This window comes from Natrinema pellirubrum DSM 15624, from assembly GCF_000230735.2.
Taxonomy (GTDB): Archaea; Halobacteriota; Halobacteria; order Halobacteriales; family Natrialbaceae; genus Natrinema; species Natrinema pellirubrum.
In genome coordinates this window covers 167,699-187,023 of record NC_019967.1, presented here as the reverse complement: position 1 = coordinate 187,023, position 19,325 = coordinate 167,699, and the positions used below count along the sequence as shown (strand labels likewise).

Annotated in this window: 13 protein-coding genes and 3 pseudogenes; 10 read left to right on the top strand and 6 right to left on the bottom strand. The window is 54.9% G+C overall.

What is annotated here, in order from left to right:
* Positions 1 to 2,256, top strand: a pseudogene (locus NATPE_RS19240) (VirB4 family type IV secretion system protein); the annotation flags it as partial.
* Between the two features lie 216 nt (positions 2,257 to 2,472).
* Here NATPE_RS19240 and NATPE_RS19235 read toward each other — a convergent pair.
* On the bottom strand, positions 2,473 to 3,807 hold the full coding sequence (locus NATPE_RS19235) for an IS4-like element ISH32 family transposase (protein ID WP_012289608.1): 1,335 nt from the start codon (positions 3,805 to 3,807) through the stop codon (positions 2,473 to 2,475).
* A 75-nt stretch (positions 3,808 to 3,882) separates the two neighbouring features.
* On the opposite strand from NATPE_RS19235, the pseudogene NATPE_RS19230 reads away from it, so the two are divergent.
* The 5 genes and pseudogenes from NATPE_RS19230 to NATPE_RS19210 form a co-directional block, all read left to right on the top strand.
* A pseudogene (locus NATPE_RS19230) lies at positions 3,883 to 4,962 on the top strand (VirB4 family type IV secretion system protein); the annotation flags it as partial.
* On the top strand, positions 4,955 to 6,103 hold the full coding sequence (locus NATPE_RS19225; RefSeq protein WP_006181060.1) for a hypothetical protein: 1,149 nt from the start codon (positions 4,955 to 4,957) through the stop codon (positions 6,101 to 6,103). The pseudogene NATPE_RS19230 and the gene NATPE_RS19225, both read left to right, overlap by 8 nt.
* Positions 6,093 to 9,122 carry a TraM recognition domain-containing protein gene (locus NATPE_RS19220; protein ID WP_015310295.1) on the top strand — a complete coding sequence of 1,010 codons (3,030 nt, stop codon included), beginning with the start codon at positions 6,093 to 6,095 and terminating at the stop codon, positions 9,120 to 9,122. The genes NATPE_RS19225 and NATPE_RS19220 overlap by 11 nt, the downstream gene beginning before the upstream one ends.
* 354 nt (positions 9,123 to 9,476) lie before the next feature.
* Positions 9,477 to 10,739: a phage NrS-1 polymerase family protein gene (locus NATPE_RS19215; protein ID WP_015310294.1), complete on the top strand. Its 1,263-nt coding sequence runs from the start codon at positions 9,477 to 9,479 to the stop codon at positions 10,737 to 10,739.
* Between the two features lie 599 nt (positions 10,740 to 11,338).
* On the top strand, positions 11,339 to 12,124 hold the full coding sequence (locus NATPE_RS19210) for a TIR domain-containing protein (protein ID WP_006181063.1): 786 nt from the start codon (positions 11,339 to 11,341) through the stop codon (positions 12,122 to 12,124).
* A gap of 148 nt (positions 12,125 to 12,272) precedes the next feature.
* Here NATPE_RS19210 and NATPE_RS21735 read toward each other — a convergent pair whose 3' ends face one another.
* The 4 genes from NATPE_RS21735 to NATPE_RS19195 form a co-directional block, all read right to left on the bottom strand.
* Positions 12,273 to 12,707: an HIT family protein gene (locus tag NATPE_RS21735; RefSeq protein ID WP_006181064.1), complete on the bottom strand. Its 435-nt coding sequence runs from the start codon at positions 12,705 to 12,707 to the stop codon at positions 12,273 to 12,275.
* Between the two features lie 531 nt (positions 12,708 to 13,238).
* A complete protein-coding gene (locus tag NATPE_RS21730) occupies positions 13,239 to 13,724 on the bottom strand; it encodes a TIR domain-containing protein (protein ID WP_006181067.1) in 486 nt (161 codons plus the stop codon).
* Between the two features lie 426 nt (positions 13,725 to 14,150).
* Positions 14,151 to 14,429 carry a DUF3006 domain-containing protein gene (locus NATPE_RS19200; protein ID WP_006181068.1) on the bottom strand — a complete coding sequence of 93 codons (279 nt, stop codon included), beginning with the start codon at positions 14,427 to 14,429 and terminating at the stop codon, positions 14,151 to 14,153.
* 5 nt (positions 14,430 to 14,434) lie between these two features.
* Positions 14,435 to 15,895, bottom strand: a complete 1,461-nt coding sequence (locus tag NATPE_RS19195) for an MBL fold metallo-hydrolase (protein WP_006181069.1) — start codon at positions 15,893 to 15,895, stop codon at positions 14,435 to 14,437.
* Positions 15,896 to 16,045: 150 nt separating this feature from the next.
* Here NATPE_RS19195 and NATPE_RS19190 point away from each other — a divergent pair, with 150 nt between their 5' ends.
* The 4 genes and pseudogenes from NATPE_RS19190 to NATPE_RS21720 form a co-directional block, all read left to right on the top strand.
* Positions 16,046 to 16,228, top strand: a complete 183-nt coding sequence (locus tag NATPE_RS19190) for a hypothetical protein (protein ID WP_006181070.1) — start codon at positions 16,046 to 16,048, stop codon at positions 16,226 to 16,228.
* A 222-nt stretch (positions 16,229 to 16,450) separates the two neighbouring features.
* Complete coding sequence (locus tag NATPE_RS19185) at positions 16,451 to 16,984, top strand: DUF7342 family protein (RefSeq protein ID WP_006181071.1); 534 nt, start codon at positions 16,451 to 16,453, stop codon at positions 16,982 to 16,984.
* Positions 16,985 to 16,992: 8 nt separating this feature from the next.
* Positions 16,993 to 17,427, top strand: a complete 435-nt coding sequence (locus NATPE_RS23125) for a hypothetical protein (RefSeq protein ID WP_015310293.1) — start codon at positions 16,993 to 16,995, stop codon at positions 17,425 to 17,427.
* Between the two features lie 30 nt (positions 17,428 to 17,457).
* Positions 17,458 to 17,718: pseudogene (locus tag NATPE_RS21720) on the top strand (helix-turn-helix transcriptional regulator); the annotation flags it as partial.
* Positions 17,719 to 17,726: 8 nt separating this feature from the next.
* Here the strand turns inward: NATPE_RS21720 and NATPE_RS19180 are convergent.
* A complete protein-coding gene (locus tag NATPE_RS19180) occupies positions 17,727 to 19,205 on the bottom strand; it encodes an IS66-like element ISNpe8 family transposase (RefSeq protein ID WP_015298760.1) in 1,479 nt (492 codons plus the stop codon).
* Positions 19,206 to 19,325: the final 120 nt, after the last annotated feature.

Below are 19,325 nucleotides of genomic sequence, written 5' to 3'. Positions count from 1 at the left end.
ATGAGTACGAACACTGAGGATCACGAGTATAATGCGCGAAAGATCCACCAGTCATTAGGTGGCACAACGGCCTTTTTCCAGGGCTATACGATCGGCGAACTCATGCTGTTTCTCGCAGTCGCGTTCGTCACGGTCGTTGTAGCGACGTTCGTCCCATCAGAACTGACAATCCCGGTGCTGGGATTCGGACTTATGCTTACGACGCTGCTGTTCTTGCTCCATAAGGTCAAGCCCGGATATTTGTGGCTCACCGAGTGGCTCGCTGCTCGTCTTAGCTGGGCGATCAAGAACAAGGAGTACACGCACGGCGGCGACGACAATAGTGAGGTACGGTATCTGACTCGCCTCCAGCGAGTGTACCCGCATGCCATCGAACGAACGGATGGCGCACTCGTTGGGGCGATGAAAGTCGAGCCCGCGAACATGGCTCTTGAGGACGACGACGCGTGGGCGAAGGCTGTTCAGTCACTCTCGGAGTTCGCCAACTCGACTGTCGACTTTCCAGTGAAGATCTACGTCACTAGCCGCGAGGTCGATGACGACGAGATCGTCCGTGCACATCAGAACCGACTTGCTGACGCTGATGTTCGCTCACGCCCCGTGTTGAAACGGCTGCTCGAGAAATACGTTGCGGCGAATACGACTGACAACGGTGAAATCGACTCTGAGACGACCACGATCCGCGAGTACTACCTCATCACCGCGGTGAACGACGATGATATCGAGCACTTCGATAAAACGGACGACAGTGTCCTCGCCTATCTTGCTGACCTTCCTGCTATTGGACGGCTCTTCGGTCGGTTCCAAACTGACGACCTGACCAACGCCGAGCGAGAGCAATTCAAAGAAGAACACCTCGAGTCACGACTCACACAACTCCGTCGTGGTGGGTCGTCGCTCTATCGGTGTTCGATCAGCCCCGTCGATGCCTACGATCTCGCTCGGATCACGAAGGAGTACTGGACGTGCCATCCCGAAGAGTACGCCGATATCACGAATGCACTCGGGACGTTCCCAGTCGTTTCCCACGGGATAAGCGACGGTGTCCCAGCAACGCCCGATCCCGATGATGTCCTCGATGCGATGGATGAGCACGACAGTCCGTCAGATACGGCTTCGAGCGATCATAGAGAAAATACCGTTGTCGAAGACACTGTCGTCGATCCATCGGTTCCGTCTGATGATCAACTGCCAGACACGTCGACGATGCACCAGTCGATGATTGCGCCGTCGACGGTCGACTGGGAAACGACTTACGCAGTGATCAACGACGAGACGTACGTTCGCACGTTCTGGATTGAACAGTTCCCCGAAGAACCCCCGGATGGCCTTCTCGAGCGACTGTTACTCGACACGGAGTTGCAGACCGACATCAGCATCCATCTCGATCCGTTCGATAGCCAGTCGGCTCAGGACATGATGGCAGACTGGATCTCGGATTTGAAGATCAACCAGCACGACTCGAATAGCCTCAAATCCGAGGATCTCCAGGCAGACATCGATCAGGCGAAGTATATGCGGTCGCTCGTCCGCGCGAACAAAGCATCGTTCTATCGCGGTGGTGTGTTCATTCGCCTCGCCGCTGATAGTCAACAGGAACTCGATAATCACACGACGCGCCTGCGGTCGATCATCAAGGATGCGCCGGCGAATTGTACGCTCAAGGTTGCGAGTCGCTGGCAGGAACGCGGGCTCGCAACAGTGTCACCGCTTGGCGCGAACGAACTTGGCCGTGACCGCATGTCGACGCTGACGAACCAAGCCGTCGGCGCGATGTTCCCGTTCTCGTCGAACTACCTGATGATGGACGAGGGTATCGAGTACGGCTATCACGGCCACAACAGCTCTCCAATCCGGATCAACCCGTGGGCGCTCGAGACGGGTCACAGTGAACTCGTCGTCGGAATGCCAGGCGCTGGGAAGACGTTCGGCGACATCATGCGCCACCTTCGGATGATGAAACGCCGCACCGATACCATGCTCGTTCTCGTCGATCCAGTTGGTGGCTTCCGCGGGATCGCAGACGCGCTGAACGCAAAGACGATCACTGTCGGTGGCGATACGAAGCTCAACCCACTCGAAATCCGCGAGACGCCCCAACACGTCCTCGACTCTAGTGACGGGATTTCGCCCCTTTCAGCGAAGAAAGACGAGGTCTACGCTGTCCTCGAGAACTTCCTCGACGCTCGCGATATCGAACTCGGAACCGAGACGGGCGTCCTCTCATACGTCATCGACGAAGCCTACCGGCAAGCCATCTGTTCTAGTTTAGTGACGGAGTGAAGCAGGATCTCAGCGGAGACTATACCGAATTGAGGCGGATTAGCTCAGGAGACTGGGTTCGCTGGAGCAGGCAGTCGCTGATTTGTTGTGTGATACCTTCGAGGCGGCGCACTCACAGCCGTGAGTGCGTCGCCGTTCCAGCGCTGCCGCTATCGACACAGGTGCTTCCCCGGTCGTCAGGCGAGTTCGTTACCAGAACTCGCCTGACTCAACCTGCTCACGTAACCGCGGTCGATGCGGATTTGGATCACGTGAAGCCCACAGCAACAACTCATCTAAATCCGGAAGTTCGTACCCTAAATCGAGCATCACGTACAACTGAATCAGGTGTGAATGGCGTTCGACAGCGTGAGAACATCGTCGACGAGGAAGTTGCGGCGACGACGCTGTGGCGTCGTCGGCGCTTTCCCGTTGTTTCACGTCCAGTTTCCGGAGTTCATCGACGATAACACGGCTCATCAGCAGTGAGATTGCGGCCATGATGACCAGAGCTTCGATGATGTACGGATCGGTCGTGTTGATTTCGTCAAGTCCGAAGCGTGATTTCAGTTCTTTGAACAATAATTCTATTTCCCAGCGCGCCCGATAGAGCTGTGCGATATCGGGCGCACTATAGTCGTCTTTCGAGAGATTTGTCAAATAGAGATGGTACTCTTCAGTATCCTCGTTCCAAACACCGACCAGTCGGAACGTTCGGGTCGTGCTGGTGCACGACCCTCGCTTTCGCTCGAACGAGAGGGTGATGCGAACATCGATTTCCTGTCGCTGCAGGTCGTCAAGGACGTCCTGCAGCGACTCTCCTTCGAGCGGGATACTGTTCCCCCGCCACGTCCGGAGCTCTTCGACGATCTCGAAGTTTGCGTCGTCTTTCACACGGGAGACGAACCAGCCGTTATTCTGGTCGATGCGGTCGAACAACCAGAAGTCGTAGAAACCGAGATCGAGCAAGACAAGTGCGCCAGCTACCCACTCGCCGGTGGGTAGCTGGCTCCGTTCTTGGGTTTTAGCGTCAGTTGTTCGGTACCGTGTTGGAAGGCCAGTTGAGAGTGATTCTGTTAGGTGAAGTTTCAGACCGGCCTGATCGTCACCGGTCGCAGCGTACACATCCGCGGCGTCTTGATAGAGAGAAACAATGCTCCCATCGGCAATGAGGACGTCTCGAAAGCGTTCGAGACGTCCGCTAAGGTCGGCATTTCTGGTATCGAGATTCTCGATGGCATCATCGAGAATCTCTCGAAGGAGTGCAACGAACGGTGGAGAGAACCACCCGTGGAAGGTTGCATAGGAGAGTTCATCGCAGTCGGACATTTCGACGAATCGTTCGAGAAAAGCCTGTACAGATCGGTCTGACCCAGCAGCGAAGCCAAGTGAAAGCGTGTAGAACAGCGCAACAGCGTCGAATTTCCGTTCACGCTCGACGAGATTCGTTGCGCGAGCGCGCTCGCGCAACTCATCGGAGGGAAACGCTCTTTGAATCCGATCAACAATCACTGAATCCGGTGGGGAGTAAGTCACACTATCCACCGGATTTCTCTGACTGGTAGTTACAACGATATCTAATCAGACGACGGTACACTCTGCTAAACTAGAACGGATGACCGGCAAGCAGGGATCGTCGAGGACGATGTCTCGACGCACACATCGGCGAATTCACCGACAATGCAGGATGTCCATCGGATCCTCTGTGATATCGCTGAGAACCCGGACGAGCACAATATCGCGAAATCTGACTCCGCTCGCGAGCGTGCCGCACAGTATGCAGATGAACTCGCGATTGCGTTCCAGCCATTCCGTGAGGGCGGCTCCTACGAAAACCTCTCTCACCACTCCGAGATCGATATCCTCGAGGGCGACAACAAGGTCGTCTATATTGACCTCGGTCAGATCGAAGGGAGTGCATCGGGGATCGATCGCCAGACGTTCCTGATGCAACTGCTGCTGTCAACGATCTACCAGCAGGCGAAAAACACTCAGCGAAACGTCGAACTCGCGATCGACGAAGCCCACTATCTCTTCGAGGATCAAGCGAATCTCGATTTCCTCGAGACAGCGTTCCGGCACCAACGCCATGCAGGGCTTCGGATGGTGTTACTCTCTCAGACGGCCCAGGAATTCTACGAAACTGAGCAGGCGGAGAAGATCATCGGCATGTGCCCGATCAAGGTCCTCCACAAACTCCCCGAACTGGATGATCGGACAGCGGACAAGATCGGCCTCACGGAAGAGCAGCGCCGGTACGTCAGAGGTGCCGACGCCGGCAACGAAGACCTTGGCTACAGTCAGGCACTCGTTCGCGTCGAAGAACACGGAACGTACCCGCTGCATATCGTTGCTGACGACTTCGAGAAACGGGTTATCGACTACGAGCCCGAGGACCAGGCCTTCATCGAGCAGGCGATTCGCGACGAGCCTGCAGAGTTGCTCACCTTCGAAGAGTTCGTCGAGAACGAAGCCCAGCGCAACGCGCTTGCAACGCGTCTCGATCTCAGTGCAGATGCGGTCAGACAGCTTCTCGAGGCAGATCTCACGAAAGAGGAGGTTCTCGATGCAGTCGTCGAGCATTCCCTCGAGACAGACGGTGAGAAATCGTCTGTCCGGCCTGATGGTGGAGAATCGAGGGAGTCAGCTACTGCAGAGGATACGACTGAAACCAAGTGTGGTACGAAAGACCATGACTAGGCTCAACCAAATCAAGACGATCATAGACTCGTCGCCACGGTACGAGGCGACGCAACTCAACTTCGGAGAGCACGATTCGTTCGTCCAACGGCAAGCGGATACGCCAGGCACGCTGCTTCGGATCCGACCCTACAAAGAGAACAACGGTATCGCGGATGGGGCTGGAGTCCTCCAGTCGGTCCACGATGTGACGACGAACTTCCGTGGGAAGAATACGAGTGACCATCACTCGTTCGAGGTCTGGTTCGACGAAGGCAAAATCAAGTTCTACATGCACGCTGCCACCGAGGCAGCTGCGGACAAGTTCCGCCGTCGTGTCGGGAACAACTACGCCAACAGTGAGGTCTTCCCTGTCGAGGAGGGCTATGCGTTCCCCGTCATCGACGCTGATGAGTACGTTGCCGGCGCGTGGCTCGAGATGGAGAAGATCCCTTACTATCCGATCCGCCATCACAACAGTGAGGGCTTCGAGACGGATCCCTACGGCGAGATTACGAGCGAGATGCTGTCACTCGATGAGAGTACCGTCGTTACGCAGGTCGTCTTCCGACCTGCGAAACAGTCGTGGACTGACGGCGACCGGTTCAAGCACAATAGCGTCGACGAACTCGCGCACGCGCTTCGTCAAGGGACATCCGTCGGCTGGCTCAATCCCCGCACGCGACCGCCAAGCGAGAAGGACAAACAGGCTGCGAAAACCATCGAACAGCAACGTGGACAACAGGCCTTTCACGTGAACATTCGCGTGCTTGCTGCCTCGAGCGAACAGGCCGAAGCCGAGGCCCGTGCTCGTGGCGTCGCGGGGATGTTCAGGAAGTACTACAACGCAATCACTGAGCAGGGCCTCGACGACAAGCCTGTCTGGCATCGCCGAGAGAGCAAACGCGCAACGCGGCTTCGACAGTTCGTTGAGCGAATGCGTGACCGCGAGTGGATCGATCGGCACATGATTATGACCGTCGACGAACTCGCCGGCGTCGCACATATCCCCAATGCGGAGATTGAGACGCCGAATATCGACTGGCGATATACCCGACGTGGTGACCGCGCCCCTGCCGATCTCGGCCAATACGAACAGTCCACCAGTAGCAGCGCTTCCACTGAACACAACGTTACTAACAGAGGATACGATGGTGTTTGATCGATTCTTTGACCGCAGCAAATCCGAAGAGGGTATGGAGACCGAGCCAGCGACACAAGCTACTGGTGACGGTGACTCTCCGCTCGATTCACCACCGGCTCCCCAATCCCAACTCGGCGAGACATACGATATCGATGAGCAGAAGACCAGTTCCATCGGAGGGAAGCAAGCTATCACCGAAACGGCTCAGGAGGGCACTGTTGCAGGACCATTTGTCCGCGAGATGTTCGAGGCAGGTGTCGAGACACCGTCTGCACCACTCTGGATCGGCTACGATAAGGACCCACAGCGCGGCTTCCGTGAAGTTCCGCTCCGCTTTGATTCGCTTTTCCGCCATATCTGGATTACGGGCACCACTGGCTACGGGAAAACCACGGAACTGCTGAATATGATGGTCCAGTGGGCCTACTCCGGCTATGGCTTCACGTACTTCGATCCGAAAGGCCGAGACTCTCGAGAGCTCCTGCGCAAACTCCCTGAACATCGACTCGAGGACGTGGTCTGGATTGAACCCGGTTCGACCACCCATGAGAAGACGATCGGGATGAACTTCCTCGAGGTGCCCGAGTGTGAGACGACCGAAGAACTCGAGAACGAGATCGAAAACCGAGTCGAGAACCTGAAAGCGGTCTTCGACACCTCTGACTACTGGGGCATCAACATGGAGGCGATCACCGAGTCAATGGCTCGGGCGATGATGAAATCGGAGAAACCGTTCTCGATCATCGATATGTACTTCACGTTGCTCAACGCCGAGCGGCGTGAAGACTTCGCCCTCGACGTTGAGGATCCCTACATCAGGGAGTTCTGCCTCGAGATTGCGAATATGGAGGAGGAGACGATCCGTCCCCTCCTGAAACGGATCAAATCGTGGGTCGAGAATTCGGTGATTCGTCGGATCATTGCCCATCGTGAGAGTACGATCGATTTCCGAGACATCATCGACAACGATCGGATCGTCATCGTTCGAACGCCCGTCGAGAATACAGATATCAAGAAGATGGTCACGCTCGGTGTGATGCGCAACCTCTGGAGTGCCATTCAGCACCGGTCGTACGAACGTGATACCGATCCAGACCCCTATTTTGTCCTGTGTGACGAGTTCGACGACATTGCTAGCGACAATCTTGATATCGAGTCAATGCTGGCCCGTGCTCGCTCGATGCGACTATCGGTGACGCTCGCTTCCCAGTACCCCTCGCAGTTCGATGAGGATACGCTGAAAGCGATGCAGAACAACTGTGATAACCTTCTTGCCTTCTCGGTCAACGACGTCGACGACGCCCAACTGCTGATGAAGCGGTTTCAGGGTTACACGGCGGAGGATTTGATCTCGACTGATCAGTACAAGGCCTGGACGAAACTTCCGCTCGAGGGTGGGCGCTATTCTGAGCCGGTCCTCATCAACTCGTTCCCGCCGTATCCACCGCTTCGGTCGACTGAGACTGTCGATGATATCATCGAACAGAGTTTAGAGCGCTACGGAACTGAGCCGCTAACGGACGCAGAGATCCTCCAGAACCTCATCTACAGCGACGCCAATGAAGCCGCCAATCCGACGAAGATACTGGGTGAGACAATGGCCGAAGCGGTTCGAGCGATGCAGCTACGGGAGGGCGTTCGAGACGAGAATGGCTGGGTGGACGTCACCGCCGTCGACGAGGAACTCTTGATCCGCCTCGAGAATAGCCAAGCAGACATCGACTACGAGTACGAGGACCTCCCCGATGTACGTGACGCGTCGCGGTTAATCGAGGTCGAGTTACAGGATGACGACATCGTGACGCGGCTCTCCGACGATGGGGAAACGGCGGTACAGCCCGAAACGGGCGCTGTCGAATCGGCAGGCGGATCCGACCACGATGCGGTGCTTATGGATACCGAGCGGGCACTCACCGAGCGCGGATTCAGCGTCGATGTTCTCGAACAGGATGGGAGCGAACAACCCGACGCCACCGCGACGCACCCAGACCACGACGTCGTGTTCAACATCGAGGCCGAGACGACGACGCCTGACCGGCCTGCAAAAGTCTTGCAGAACCTCACACGAGCGCACGAAGCTGATCGCGTCCCGCTCTTCGTCGTCCGGCCCGGTGACCCCGAGACAGAGTGGGCGACGCGACTCGAGAATATTCTCTCGCCGCCACTCCGAGAGCGAGCAGACGGCACCGAGCAGTTCTATAACTGCGACGAGGTCGTGACCTTCGGCGGTGGGGCGACCGCCCACGGTGGGGTAACCGCCGTTCGCCCCCGGACGGCCGACACGAATCGGACAGTCTGGACGCGTGACGACGGTGAGCGTGTGCTCTCAGACGGTGAAACGGAGTTCGCCCGTGTTCCAGATGAGGGGCCGCTCTCGAAAGACGGCGTCCCGGCCTACTACAGCTACGACCACGAAACCGGGCAGTACACCGTCCACAAACCCGGCGAGACTCGCGTCTACGACTCGAAAGACGAGTTCGAAACGGAGTGGACGCCGATCAAGCGACCGTTCATTCCCGATATCGAACTCCCAGATGCGGACTATTCGCGCGACAGCTACATTGTGCTAGTGCTCCCGGAGGACGGTGCTCCCAAAATATTCCAGCAAGGGGAACTGTATACACTCTCCGAGAACCCAGACGAGGAGGACTTGTGGCCGGACGCCGCCACTAGTGAGCACGCACAGGCTACAATATCGATGGATGCCGATGAGGAGACACCATCGACGGGGTCTAGCCCACCAACGGATGGGTCGGAGGGGATCGATCCGAGTGGTGACGGTATCGAGGCGTTCGCAGCGATGTACATCAGAGAAGCTGATGGAGCGCAAGTCCCAAAGGAAACGCTGTTTCAGGCGTACTCGGCCTGGACTGATCAGCACGATATTGACGGACTAAACGCAGTCTGGTTCAGTCGGAAGCTCGGGAACGTCGTCGAATATGAAAGTGGCCGTGTCAGAAAAAACGGCGATGATTTGGTGACAGTCTACACCGGTATCGACCTGACACCAGGGGGCTCCCAGCTACTTGATCAATGAATTATATCAGAATTATGGGCAAATATGAGTCAAATGAATCATATGAACAACTGGCTCAGAACTCAAATCACAAATCAGGCGCGTATAGTCATCAGGACCTTGGTTTGGGTTTCATACTACACTCTGTTCAGGGTAAAACAAATGTTCAGGGTAAACCCTCCACCCGTGTTCAGGGTAAAAACCGCATCACGGGAGCAGTGTTCAGGGTAAATCCCGGGTCAAAACCAACTAGTATAGAAGGGGTAGCCCCCGTTGGACAGGGTAGCGAACAGCCCACTGGATTTCGGTGTGTTTGTCAGCATCGTGATAGTGGATGCACGATGTCCAACTGGACGCATATTACGAGGTCGATCGATGATGTCTGAGAGTGCTGTCTCGGTACTCCCCGAGGAACTACGTGAGCGCGACCAGTGGGTCTGCTGGAAAGAAGAACCCCGAGATGGGAAGCCGACGAAGATACCAGTGACGCCAGGGAGTGGTGCCTTCGCGTCATCGACGGATCCCGAAACATGGGTGTCGTTCGAGACAGCGTTCGAGTACGCCGGCACGGAGAACGCCGATGGCATCGGCTTCGTCTTTACCGACGACGATCCCATCGTCGGCGTGGATCTGGATGATTGTCGGGATCCCGAAAGCGGCGACGTCGACGACACAGCGCAGGATATCATCGAGCGACTCGATTCCTATACGGAGATCTCTCCATCAGGCACTGGATTTCATGTGCTCATTGAGGGAGAACTCCCAGATGGACGGAACCGCCGTGGCAGTATTGAACTGTACGACACTGCCCGGTTTTTCACTGTGACCGGCGACCATCTCGAGGACATGCCAACTCGCGTTGCACGTCGGCAGGACGCGCTCGTCGCGATCCATCGTGAGTACGTCCAAGATTCTAAGCCGGACTCAGAGTACGAATCTGGGAACCGTCGCACTAGGGACGAGACGGAAACGAGGGACAGTGCAGCCGATACCAACGTCGACCTCGAGGATCAGGAGCTGCTCGAGCGAGCACGGAACGCATCGAACAGTGAGAAATTCGAGCGGTTGTGGCGTGGCTCGACTGCCGGTTACGAGAGTCAGTCGGAAGCAGATATGGCGCTGTGTTGTTTGCTGGCGTTCTGGACTGGCGGGGATCAGCAGCAGATGGACCGGCTCTTCCGCCAATCGGGGCTGCTTCGAGACAAGTGGGACGAAGTCCACTACGCGGATGGCTCTACGTACGGCGAGAAGACCATCGAACGTGCGATTGCGAATACTTCCGAGTTCTACGACCCGGACACTCGAGAGGTGTCAACCGAATCTGTTCTCAGAACGAGCGAGTCGTCGACCACTGCCAGCCGTGACGAATCGGAACGGAATAGGAACCGTGCGTATCTGGTCGAGAAGAACCGACTGTTGACCGACCGTATCGACGAACTGGAGACCACGCTCGAACAGAAAAATGAGCGTATCGATTGCCTCGAGGCAACGATCGACGATCTCAAAGCCGAACTTGCAGAGCGTGACCGAGAGATCGAGCAGACTCGAGAAGAACAAGCCGGGACGACGTCCAACTGTGATACCGCTTCGGAGACAGCCTCTCTGTGGAGACGATTATTCGGCGATAGTTCGAAATAGCAATCGTTGGGAAGATCGTTTCCTCAATTCAGAGTAAGCTATGATAGGGACACCCGATTCGGTCACTACGCGTGCGGGTTTAATACTGTCAGTTATGTCAAATATTGATGGTATTGGCAGAGTTGTGCTGAATACAGCGCGCGAATTGACCACAGTACCCATGGTTGGAGATGAACTATTGCGTCGGTAGATACCGGCAAAGATTTGTTCACTTTGAAGGCACAAATCGGATGAGCATACTGTGTGGGAATGGCCCAAATTTTAGTCTTCGGTAGACTCTACCTCATTATCAAGAGTTCCGGAATGGGTTGATCTCTCAAAGACGTCGTCGAAATTGATCCAGTAGTTCGCAAGGCCGGATATCGAACCGATCAACAAAATGTACGACCTTCTGAAGTACGCAGTAGACAATTCTTCAATCACCCTAGCCAGTGAGTTGGCGTGAGCGATTCTCACCGGGATGATTTAGAGAAGAAACTAATCGACATCTAAAAAGTGGATTACACAAAGGATCTTTGAACCTTCTCTCTCCTTTACTTTCACTATGGTGGCGGAATTTTGATACTGGTGGGTATTCAACTGGGCTACAAGTTCATAGCATGGTTCGGAGAGTATTCTTTAGCTTCCACTACGAGAGAGACAAGTGGCGAGTCAACCCGGTTAGAAATGCGTGGGTGACGCAGGGGAGAGAAGCCGCTGGTTTTGAGGATGCTGCGGACTGGGAGGAAGTCAAGAAGCAAAGCGAGGAAGAGATCAAGAACTGGATAGACGACCAGCTACACGGTACCTCAGTAACAGCGGTTCTGATCGGTAACGAAACCGCGGGCCGGAAATACGTCAACTACGAGATTAAGGAGAGCGTCAGGCAGGGTAACGGAATAATCGGCATCAAGATACACCGGTTGAAAGACAAGGACGACGGTCAGGATTTCCAAGGCGCAAACCCGTTGAAGTGTTTTGTCATCGAAACCAAAAGCGGAGTGAAGAAACTCTCTAACGTATTTGAGACGTACGAATGGAAGAGAGATGATGGCTGGGATAACATTGGGGACTGGGTTGAAGATGCCAAACAACAGGCCGACCAGCTCACTGAGGAAGAGAAGAGGTCGGTCAGAGAGATAACTAGCGGAGAGAAGTTTGTGAAGGGCCTTCAATCTGCAGGTAAGATAGGGGGAATCGTCGGGGGAGGCTATCTACTGTACAAATGGCTGCAGACCGCCAATAACGACTCTACTCCTGTTCAGAAGCAGAATGGGCCTGAACTACCGAACAACTCTCAGCAAAACATGGGTGACATCGATGTAGAGTCTATCGGAGAGGATTTAGCTAACTCTGGGATTGACCTCATAAATCAGGACGACGATGACAACGACCGGTTGATCTGAGACCGCTGAACGAACACTTTCCTCCGATTCAGATATTCGCAGAAGTAGCGTGCGAGATACAGAGAATGAAGTCAGCAGACGACAAGAGTTCTATTCAAAAAACCGATTCAGTTGTTGGAATGACCGTGCGTCCTGACCAAGAATGGAATTAAAATTCGTGTTCACCTCCATTAAACTGTTCTTTGATGATTTCCGCATCGGAGTCCATCTCTGAGCGATTTAAGCCCAATCGCGGTCCTTCCAAACGAATTCCGTCTGTTTCTGACCTTGGCAATACGTGAAGATGAACGTGAAATACTTCCTGACCGGCTGATTTCCCGTCTGCTAGCCAAAAGTTGATCCCTTCACTCTCTATTTCTGAAGCTCTGAGCGCCTCAGCTATTTTCATCCCCACCTCAAACAACTCTCCTCCAGTCTCGTATTCCATCTCTGACAGTGAGGCTGCATGTTTTTTTGGTATCACAAGAATATGACCTCTGGCCATTGGCCGAAGAGTCATCATAGCCAAAGTACGGTCATTCTGATAAACAACACTGCTTGGCGCGTCTCCGGATACGATCTTACAAAACTCACAATCTCCCATAGTATTAGTGTTACAGTCAGAGGTCATTATTCGTTCTCCCATTTGTTAATAGGTACCGCCAAAATACATCAAATTTAATAGAGAATATTAAGGGAATTGACTATAATACAACACACAGTTTAGGAAACAACCACAATAGGAAGACAAGCACCGAATATATTAATAGTAGAATGAAAATTGTTCCGTGGAAAAGCGCTAGCGATTTTGAAAGCATCAATTTCGAGATTGAGTCTACACTATACGCAGATGAGTCCATCTCGAACTGGTCCCTATCTTTGTTCCCTGTCCTTGCGTCCTTGTACATAGATCGGTATCTTCGCTCAAGTTTGAGGTAGTATGCGTCCAATGTCCAGAATCCGAAAAGAGGTATAAATGCAACCAAGAGGTGCAGATCTCTAGTCCGAAAAAGAAGGACTACCACAATAAGAGTGGTTGACCAGCCTTTAATTTTAAATGAGTTTTCAGATAAGCGGGTGATAATATCTTGAATGAACTCAAGATCTTTTGTATGAAGGTCGTCGTCGTCGCCCATTACCGGTTAGCAATTTGAGCCGCTTCCTCCACCCAATTCCCTAAATTCTCGCGTCCATTATCACTCACCCAATCATAGGTATTAAAAATAGAAGACAGACTTTCACCTGTGTTCGAATCTTGATATTTTGATAACGGGTTTTTACCACGCCGATCTCTGTTTTCATCTTTATCTCGTATTTTGTGAATCCTAACGCCGACTAATCCCATGTCTTCTTGATAACTTTTTTCAATTTCGTAATTCACCCACTTTCTATCGTATGTTTCGCTGCCAATTAAAACGACCGTCACAGAACAGCCCTTCATATTTCTATTAATCCAGTCTCGAACTGCATCATCTCCATCACGTTTTATTGATTCCCAACTTGCGCCATCAATAAATCCAGATTCGTCAATACTATCATTAACGACATCTGAATTCCGGACCTGACTAGCTCTCCAGATATCGTTATCGTAGTGGAAACTGAAGAACGTCGTTCGTGCCATATGTCCCCATTCAATTAACACCCATTATATTCTTTGGTTAGTTTCGATTGACACGCTAAAGTAGAAACACCTCAGGAGCCACATTCGCGCTCTGTATTCAGCACGACTCTCTGAAGAGATACACTGGTTGGGAGGAATCCCAGCGGTCAATAAGCAGGCTCGACAAACGACTGATTCATTGGTTCCAACACGAAACAAATGTAGCCGTCGTACTGAAACTATCCTCTCTATTCAGCACGCAGTTTCTGCTATCTTCCAGATAGATCAGTCGTCGCTCCGTTACCTACTTGCCCTGTACTTACCGTTCGTCGGGTAGGCTCAGAGTGGTTATGTAAACCGTTCTGTGACCTCCTCGAATGAACAGTACAGCAAGTACAGGGAGGCGTTGAGCACGTCCGATTCTTTGTTCGTCAACGAATAGTCTCCTCACTCCTCACGATCGGATAACCGCTCGGACAACCGATCCAACTTCTCCTGAACAGATTCACGGCGCTCTCGCGTTGCGTCCGGTCGGTACTCCATCGACACGACCTCACTATCCTCGAGCGTCACCGACAGCACGCCACCGTCCGTTCGGGCGGGCTCTGGGAGTCGATCAGCGGGGATATCCACTTGCTCAATCACCTGCTCGTCTTCTTCAAGCAAGATTACGGCAATCTCACCGTCCTCAATTCGATCGACAACGCCAGTGTACGTCCCATCCATCTTTCTCACCCCATAGCAGGAGCGACAGCTCCATCAATTCCACTGGCGACACTACCTGCAGTAAGCTGAGGGGGTGCCAGTGCATTCGTCTCGTCGTCGGAATCAGGTGTCTCCGCAAGGATATCCTCTGGGTCCGTCGAGAACGACTCTCTCGACTCTACGTCGACCGACGTGCCGTCAGTGCGAACCACAATATCGCCGTGGACTCCCGTCCAGTACGTTTTGATCTCTCGGTCGGCAAACCGTTCGAGGACCTCATCGCTTGGGTGCCCGTACTGTGAGTCGTAGGCACTCGAGATGATGGCCGTCTCAGGACCGATGGCGTCTACGAAGGCGTCACTCGAGGAGGTCGATGAGCCGTGATGGCCGGCCTTGTAGATGTCGCTCTCGAGGTCGCTTCCCCACTCGTCGACCAGCCGCTGCTCGACACCAGTATCGACATCGCCGGGCGCTAAATACTGGAAGTCGCCAAACTCGAACGCCAGCACCACACTGTTATCGTTAACATCGCTCCCAGCGTCCCCAGCAGGCGGGTTCATCACCTGGGCAGAAACGTCGCCCTCAAGCGGCAGTTCATCACCGCTTTCGACGATGAGCAGGTCGACGCCGTACTCGTCGACGGTATCGAGATAGTTCTCATAGGTAGCTGAATCCGATGGGACACCCGAATCGTACACGGCTCCAACGCCCTCACCAGTCGTCTCGAAGTGCTCGATCACAGCGGCGTGGCCACCGATGTGGTCGGCGTCGGCATGCGTCGCGACGAGGTGGTCGATCCGATCGATCCCCTGGGCCTCGAGATAGGCGATGACCTCACTGCCGTCCTGTCGCCAGTCGCCAGTATCGATCAGGATCGTCTCATTGGCTGGCGTGATGATGAGAGTCGAATCGCCTTGTCCAACGTCGATGTGGTGAATCTCGAGTTCGCCCTCGACAGCACTCTCGCCGTCTCCATCGCTCTCGTCACCAGTGCCGCCATCTACATCGCCGTCCGACTCAGACTCATCGAGATTGATATCGCCGTAAGCGTGCTCGAGCACGACTTGGCCATTGGCGTCGGCGACCCGAACCACGTCGCCATCGTCTCGCCAGATATTCACGTTGTACCCCCAGTACAGTTCGGTCTCCGTTGAGTCGCCTTCACCGGTCGTTATCCTCACCGTCTCCCCGGACTCGAGGATGAACCCACTTGGAAACGAAAACGGTGAGAGGCCGCCATCGACCTGCCCATCCTCCCGATCTCGGAGTTCAAACCCGGACAAATCGACGGGCTCATCGGCGGTGTTCTCGAGGACAATGTACTCTTCATCGGGCGATACGTCTGCAACGTTCAGTTCGACGACATCGAGGGCATCTCCAACCGACTGCGAGTCGTCGATCGCGTCCTCGGCTCCTTCGGTGCCGCCCGCACATCCTGCAAGAACGACAAGGAGCGTCACGAAGACTACGAGGATCGCTCGGTCCATATCTGTTCATGTCAAAGGAGGCGTTTGAGTGTTCCGTCAGTGGGATAGTACCGTCAACGCCAGACTGGAAGCCACGTCACTGAACGAAGCGTCCGTGATTTCGGTAGAACACCCCACTCTTTTTATCCGAAGCCGCGGCCAACAGCAGCGATGCTCACCAATCGACAGGAGGACCTCCTAATTGCAGTCGCTTTGGCGGAGTTTAGCTACGAGACCGAAGATGTCGATCCCGACCTTGCCAACCATGCGTGGCAACTGGCTGCAGACCGACTCGTCGCGTGGGATGTCACACCGTCTGAGGCCGTCAGAGCACTCAATATTGGAAACCACTGATGCTGACCGACAGTAGTATCGCGCTTTCTACCTCCAGCAACTTGTGGCAGGTAGATACTAATCGCTCCTTCCCTGTACTTGTCATGAGTTTTGTGAGCAGTTCAGAATAAGTCGTGAAAAGCACAGAGAATACTGAAGAAATGATACGGACACCCGACCTCACCCACTCAGGAAACTATTCCTCGAGGTAAGAATTATATCGGTAGCCGCGCAAGATCGAGTATGTCCAATACAGAGTCTCCAGACGGCCCCCCATCCTTTGAGGATGCGTTTCGTGACGATGATGTTGAACAGCGCATCTACGGGACAATCCTTCAGATCCGCGAGCCTGCAACGGCGAGCGCTATCGCAGAACAGGCCGAATGCGACCCCAAGACAGCCCGAAAATATCTGGGCTGGTTCAGTGACCTCGGGATCGTCACGCGTCACGACGGCCATCCGACGACTTACGAGCGCAATGATGCATACTTCCAGTGGCGGCGCATCAATCAGCTCGCTGCTGAGCACACCATCGACGAACTCCAAGAGCACGTCCGCACGCTCACGACACGGATTACAGATTACGAAGAAACGTACGATGCCACAACGCCGGCAGCCGTCGACGCCGTCGATGCTGCAGAGACGAGCGACGAACGGACGATCGACGATGTGTATAGCGACCTTGCCGACTGGGCGACCGCTCGAGATGAGCGCAAGCGCTACGAACGCGCCCGTCAGCAACGTGCTGGCGCTGAGACCGACCAAGCGTCCGGGTAATCCCATCGATGACGCCGCCTGCAGGAGATGGACGTAGCCCCGCGCCTATCGACCGCCCAGTACTCGAGTTTCTTCAGACACGCCTCCAAGCCACAGCGCAGGTCGCTCGAGCGACGATCACGGATTCGAGCGGGCATCTTGAACTCTATGTAACACTCGCACCATCGTACTATCCTGAAACTGTGGGGGAGGCGAGTCTCACTGTTCGCTGGTACACGAACGACGACTTCAAAATCCATTACCGAGAGGTGCATCCAGACCACGCCTGGGAGTGCCGGTGGGACCGGCATCCGAACCCTCACAATACGCGAGACCACTTTCATCCTCCGCCCACTGCCCCGACACCCGGCGAGGACAGTTCGTGGCCAAGCGATCATCGGGATGTACTGCGACTCGTCCTCGATGCCATCGAAGAACGAATCACCAGCTTGTGGGACGAGTAAGCCACAGTGTGGCAGTTTTTCTGCGCCAAAGTGGATTCACCCGCTTCCAACGTTGGCATCTCGTACGTGATCACCGGCCGGGACGATCCTCAGGGCCTCTCGATCAAAGGTGAACTCAAGGAGTACTACGAGAACGAGATCCACTATGGGCGGCTGTATCCGAATTTCGATACGGTCGTCGACAAAGAGCTCGTCTACAAAGACAAAGGCGAGGCCGACAAGCGAACGAACTACTACACGATTACAGTGCGTGGCCGACGCGAACTCGAGGACCGTTGGGAGTGGGAAGATGTACGTGTTTACCCCGAGGTCTCAACAACCGGCACAGTCTGCTCTCGTGAGATCATTTCGTTGTCGTGGACAACCCGCGTAAGTTCCTCGTATGGGTTGCGTCCCTGCTGGCGCCACGTCGCCAGCAGGGACAAGATCGTCTCGTGAACGAACATGCCACGGTCGTTCCGGAGTGTTCCGATGATTTTCCGGAGAACAACAGGTTCACGAAGGGCGTTTTCTGCGGCATTGTTCGTCGGGGAGACCGCTGGCTCACCGACGAAGGTGAGCCAGTGGTCGAGTCCACCTTCGATCTTCCCGAGGAGTGTTGCCACTGGTTCGTCGGTCACTGACCGCTCAACGAGCGATCTGAGGCCGTCCTGACACGCTCGATGCATCTGTGCTCTCGCACGAGGATCTGGGTCGGTCTCCAGCCACGACTGGAGACCGACGAACATCTGCTTGAGATACCGGTACACCGGTTCTGCCTCCTCGTGGTCACTAGCAACGTCTTCAGCCTCCCGGAGAAGATGTGCCCAGCACCGCTGAAGCGTACTGCTGAACGCTGGATACGCCGTCCACCCATCACAGATGACCGTTCCCGCGAAGTCCTCGCCAAGGACTTCCGCGGGAACATCACTCCCACGACTCTCTCTGACCGCGTACAGCGTATGCTCGTCCGTCCGAAACGTCCAGATCCACGCTTGGTCACCGTCACGCTTGATGCCGGTTTCGTCAACGTGGACGATTTCAGCCTCCTGAATCTCTCGACGGATCTGCTCGTACTCACAGCGACCGGCGCGCGCAGCGCGCTCGGTCGCGTGCCACGCGGATGCACCTGAGAGTTCGAGTCCGTGAAGTTGCTCGAAGCGGTCCGTGATTTTCCGGTAGGGAAGGCGGTGATCGTACCGTGACAGGGCAGATTGCGCGATGACGTTCACCCCGAACTGCCCCTCATCGGGGCAGTCGGGGTGAGTCGCAACCGTCTCAGTTCCACAGGAGTCGCATTGGTAGCGGTGTCGGTTGTACTGGGTGACTTCTGGTGGCTGTGGATCCGGGACTTCCTCGACGAGTCGGGGGCTGACGCCCACCGACTCGTCGAAGTGGTCGCCACACTCGGGACAACAGTCAGAGGTGACCTCGATTTCTTCATCAGGATCGGGCGGAGAGCGCCACTCCGGGTTGTGACCGTCCTTTCGACCGGGAGTACCACCATCAGTTCGGACATCGTCGTCTTCGTCGTCCTGCGAGGTCGGGGACTCGTCGGTCCCCGACCGTCGCTTACTGGGTGGAGTGTGTGGATTCTCGTACTTCCGGAGACGTGTTTCGAGTTCTTCGATCCGCTCTTGCTGCTCTTCGATCCGCTCTTGCTGCTCTTCGATCCGTTCGTTCTGTTCCTCGATCCGCTTGTCCTTCTGGGCAATCTTCTCTTCCAGCTCGTCGATTCGCTCCTCCATCTGGAGAAACCGCGAGAGGAGTTCGTCCTTGGAGAGATCGTCCCAGCTCATCGATTCCACCTCGAAACGACGACAGCAGGGCCGACGGGATGGTCTCCGGGCAGCGGAGACCATCCCTGAGAATGTAGACTGACTCCCTGCTGACAGACCATGTATCTGTCACAGGCCACC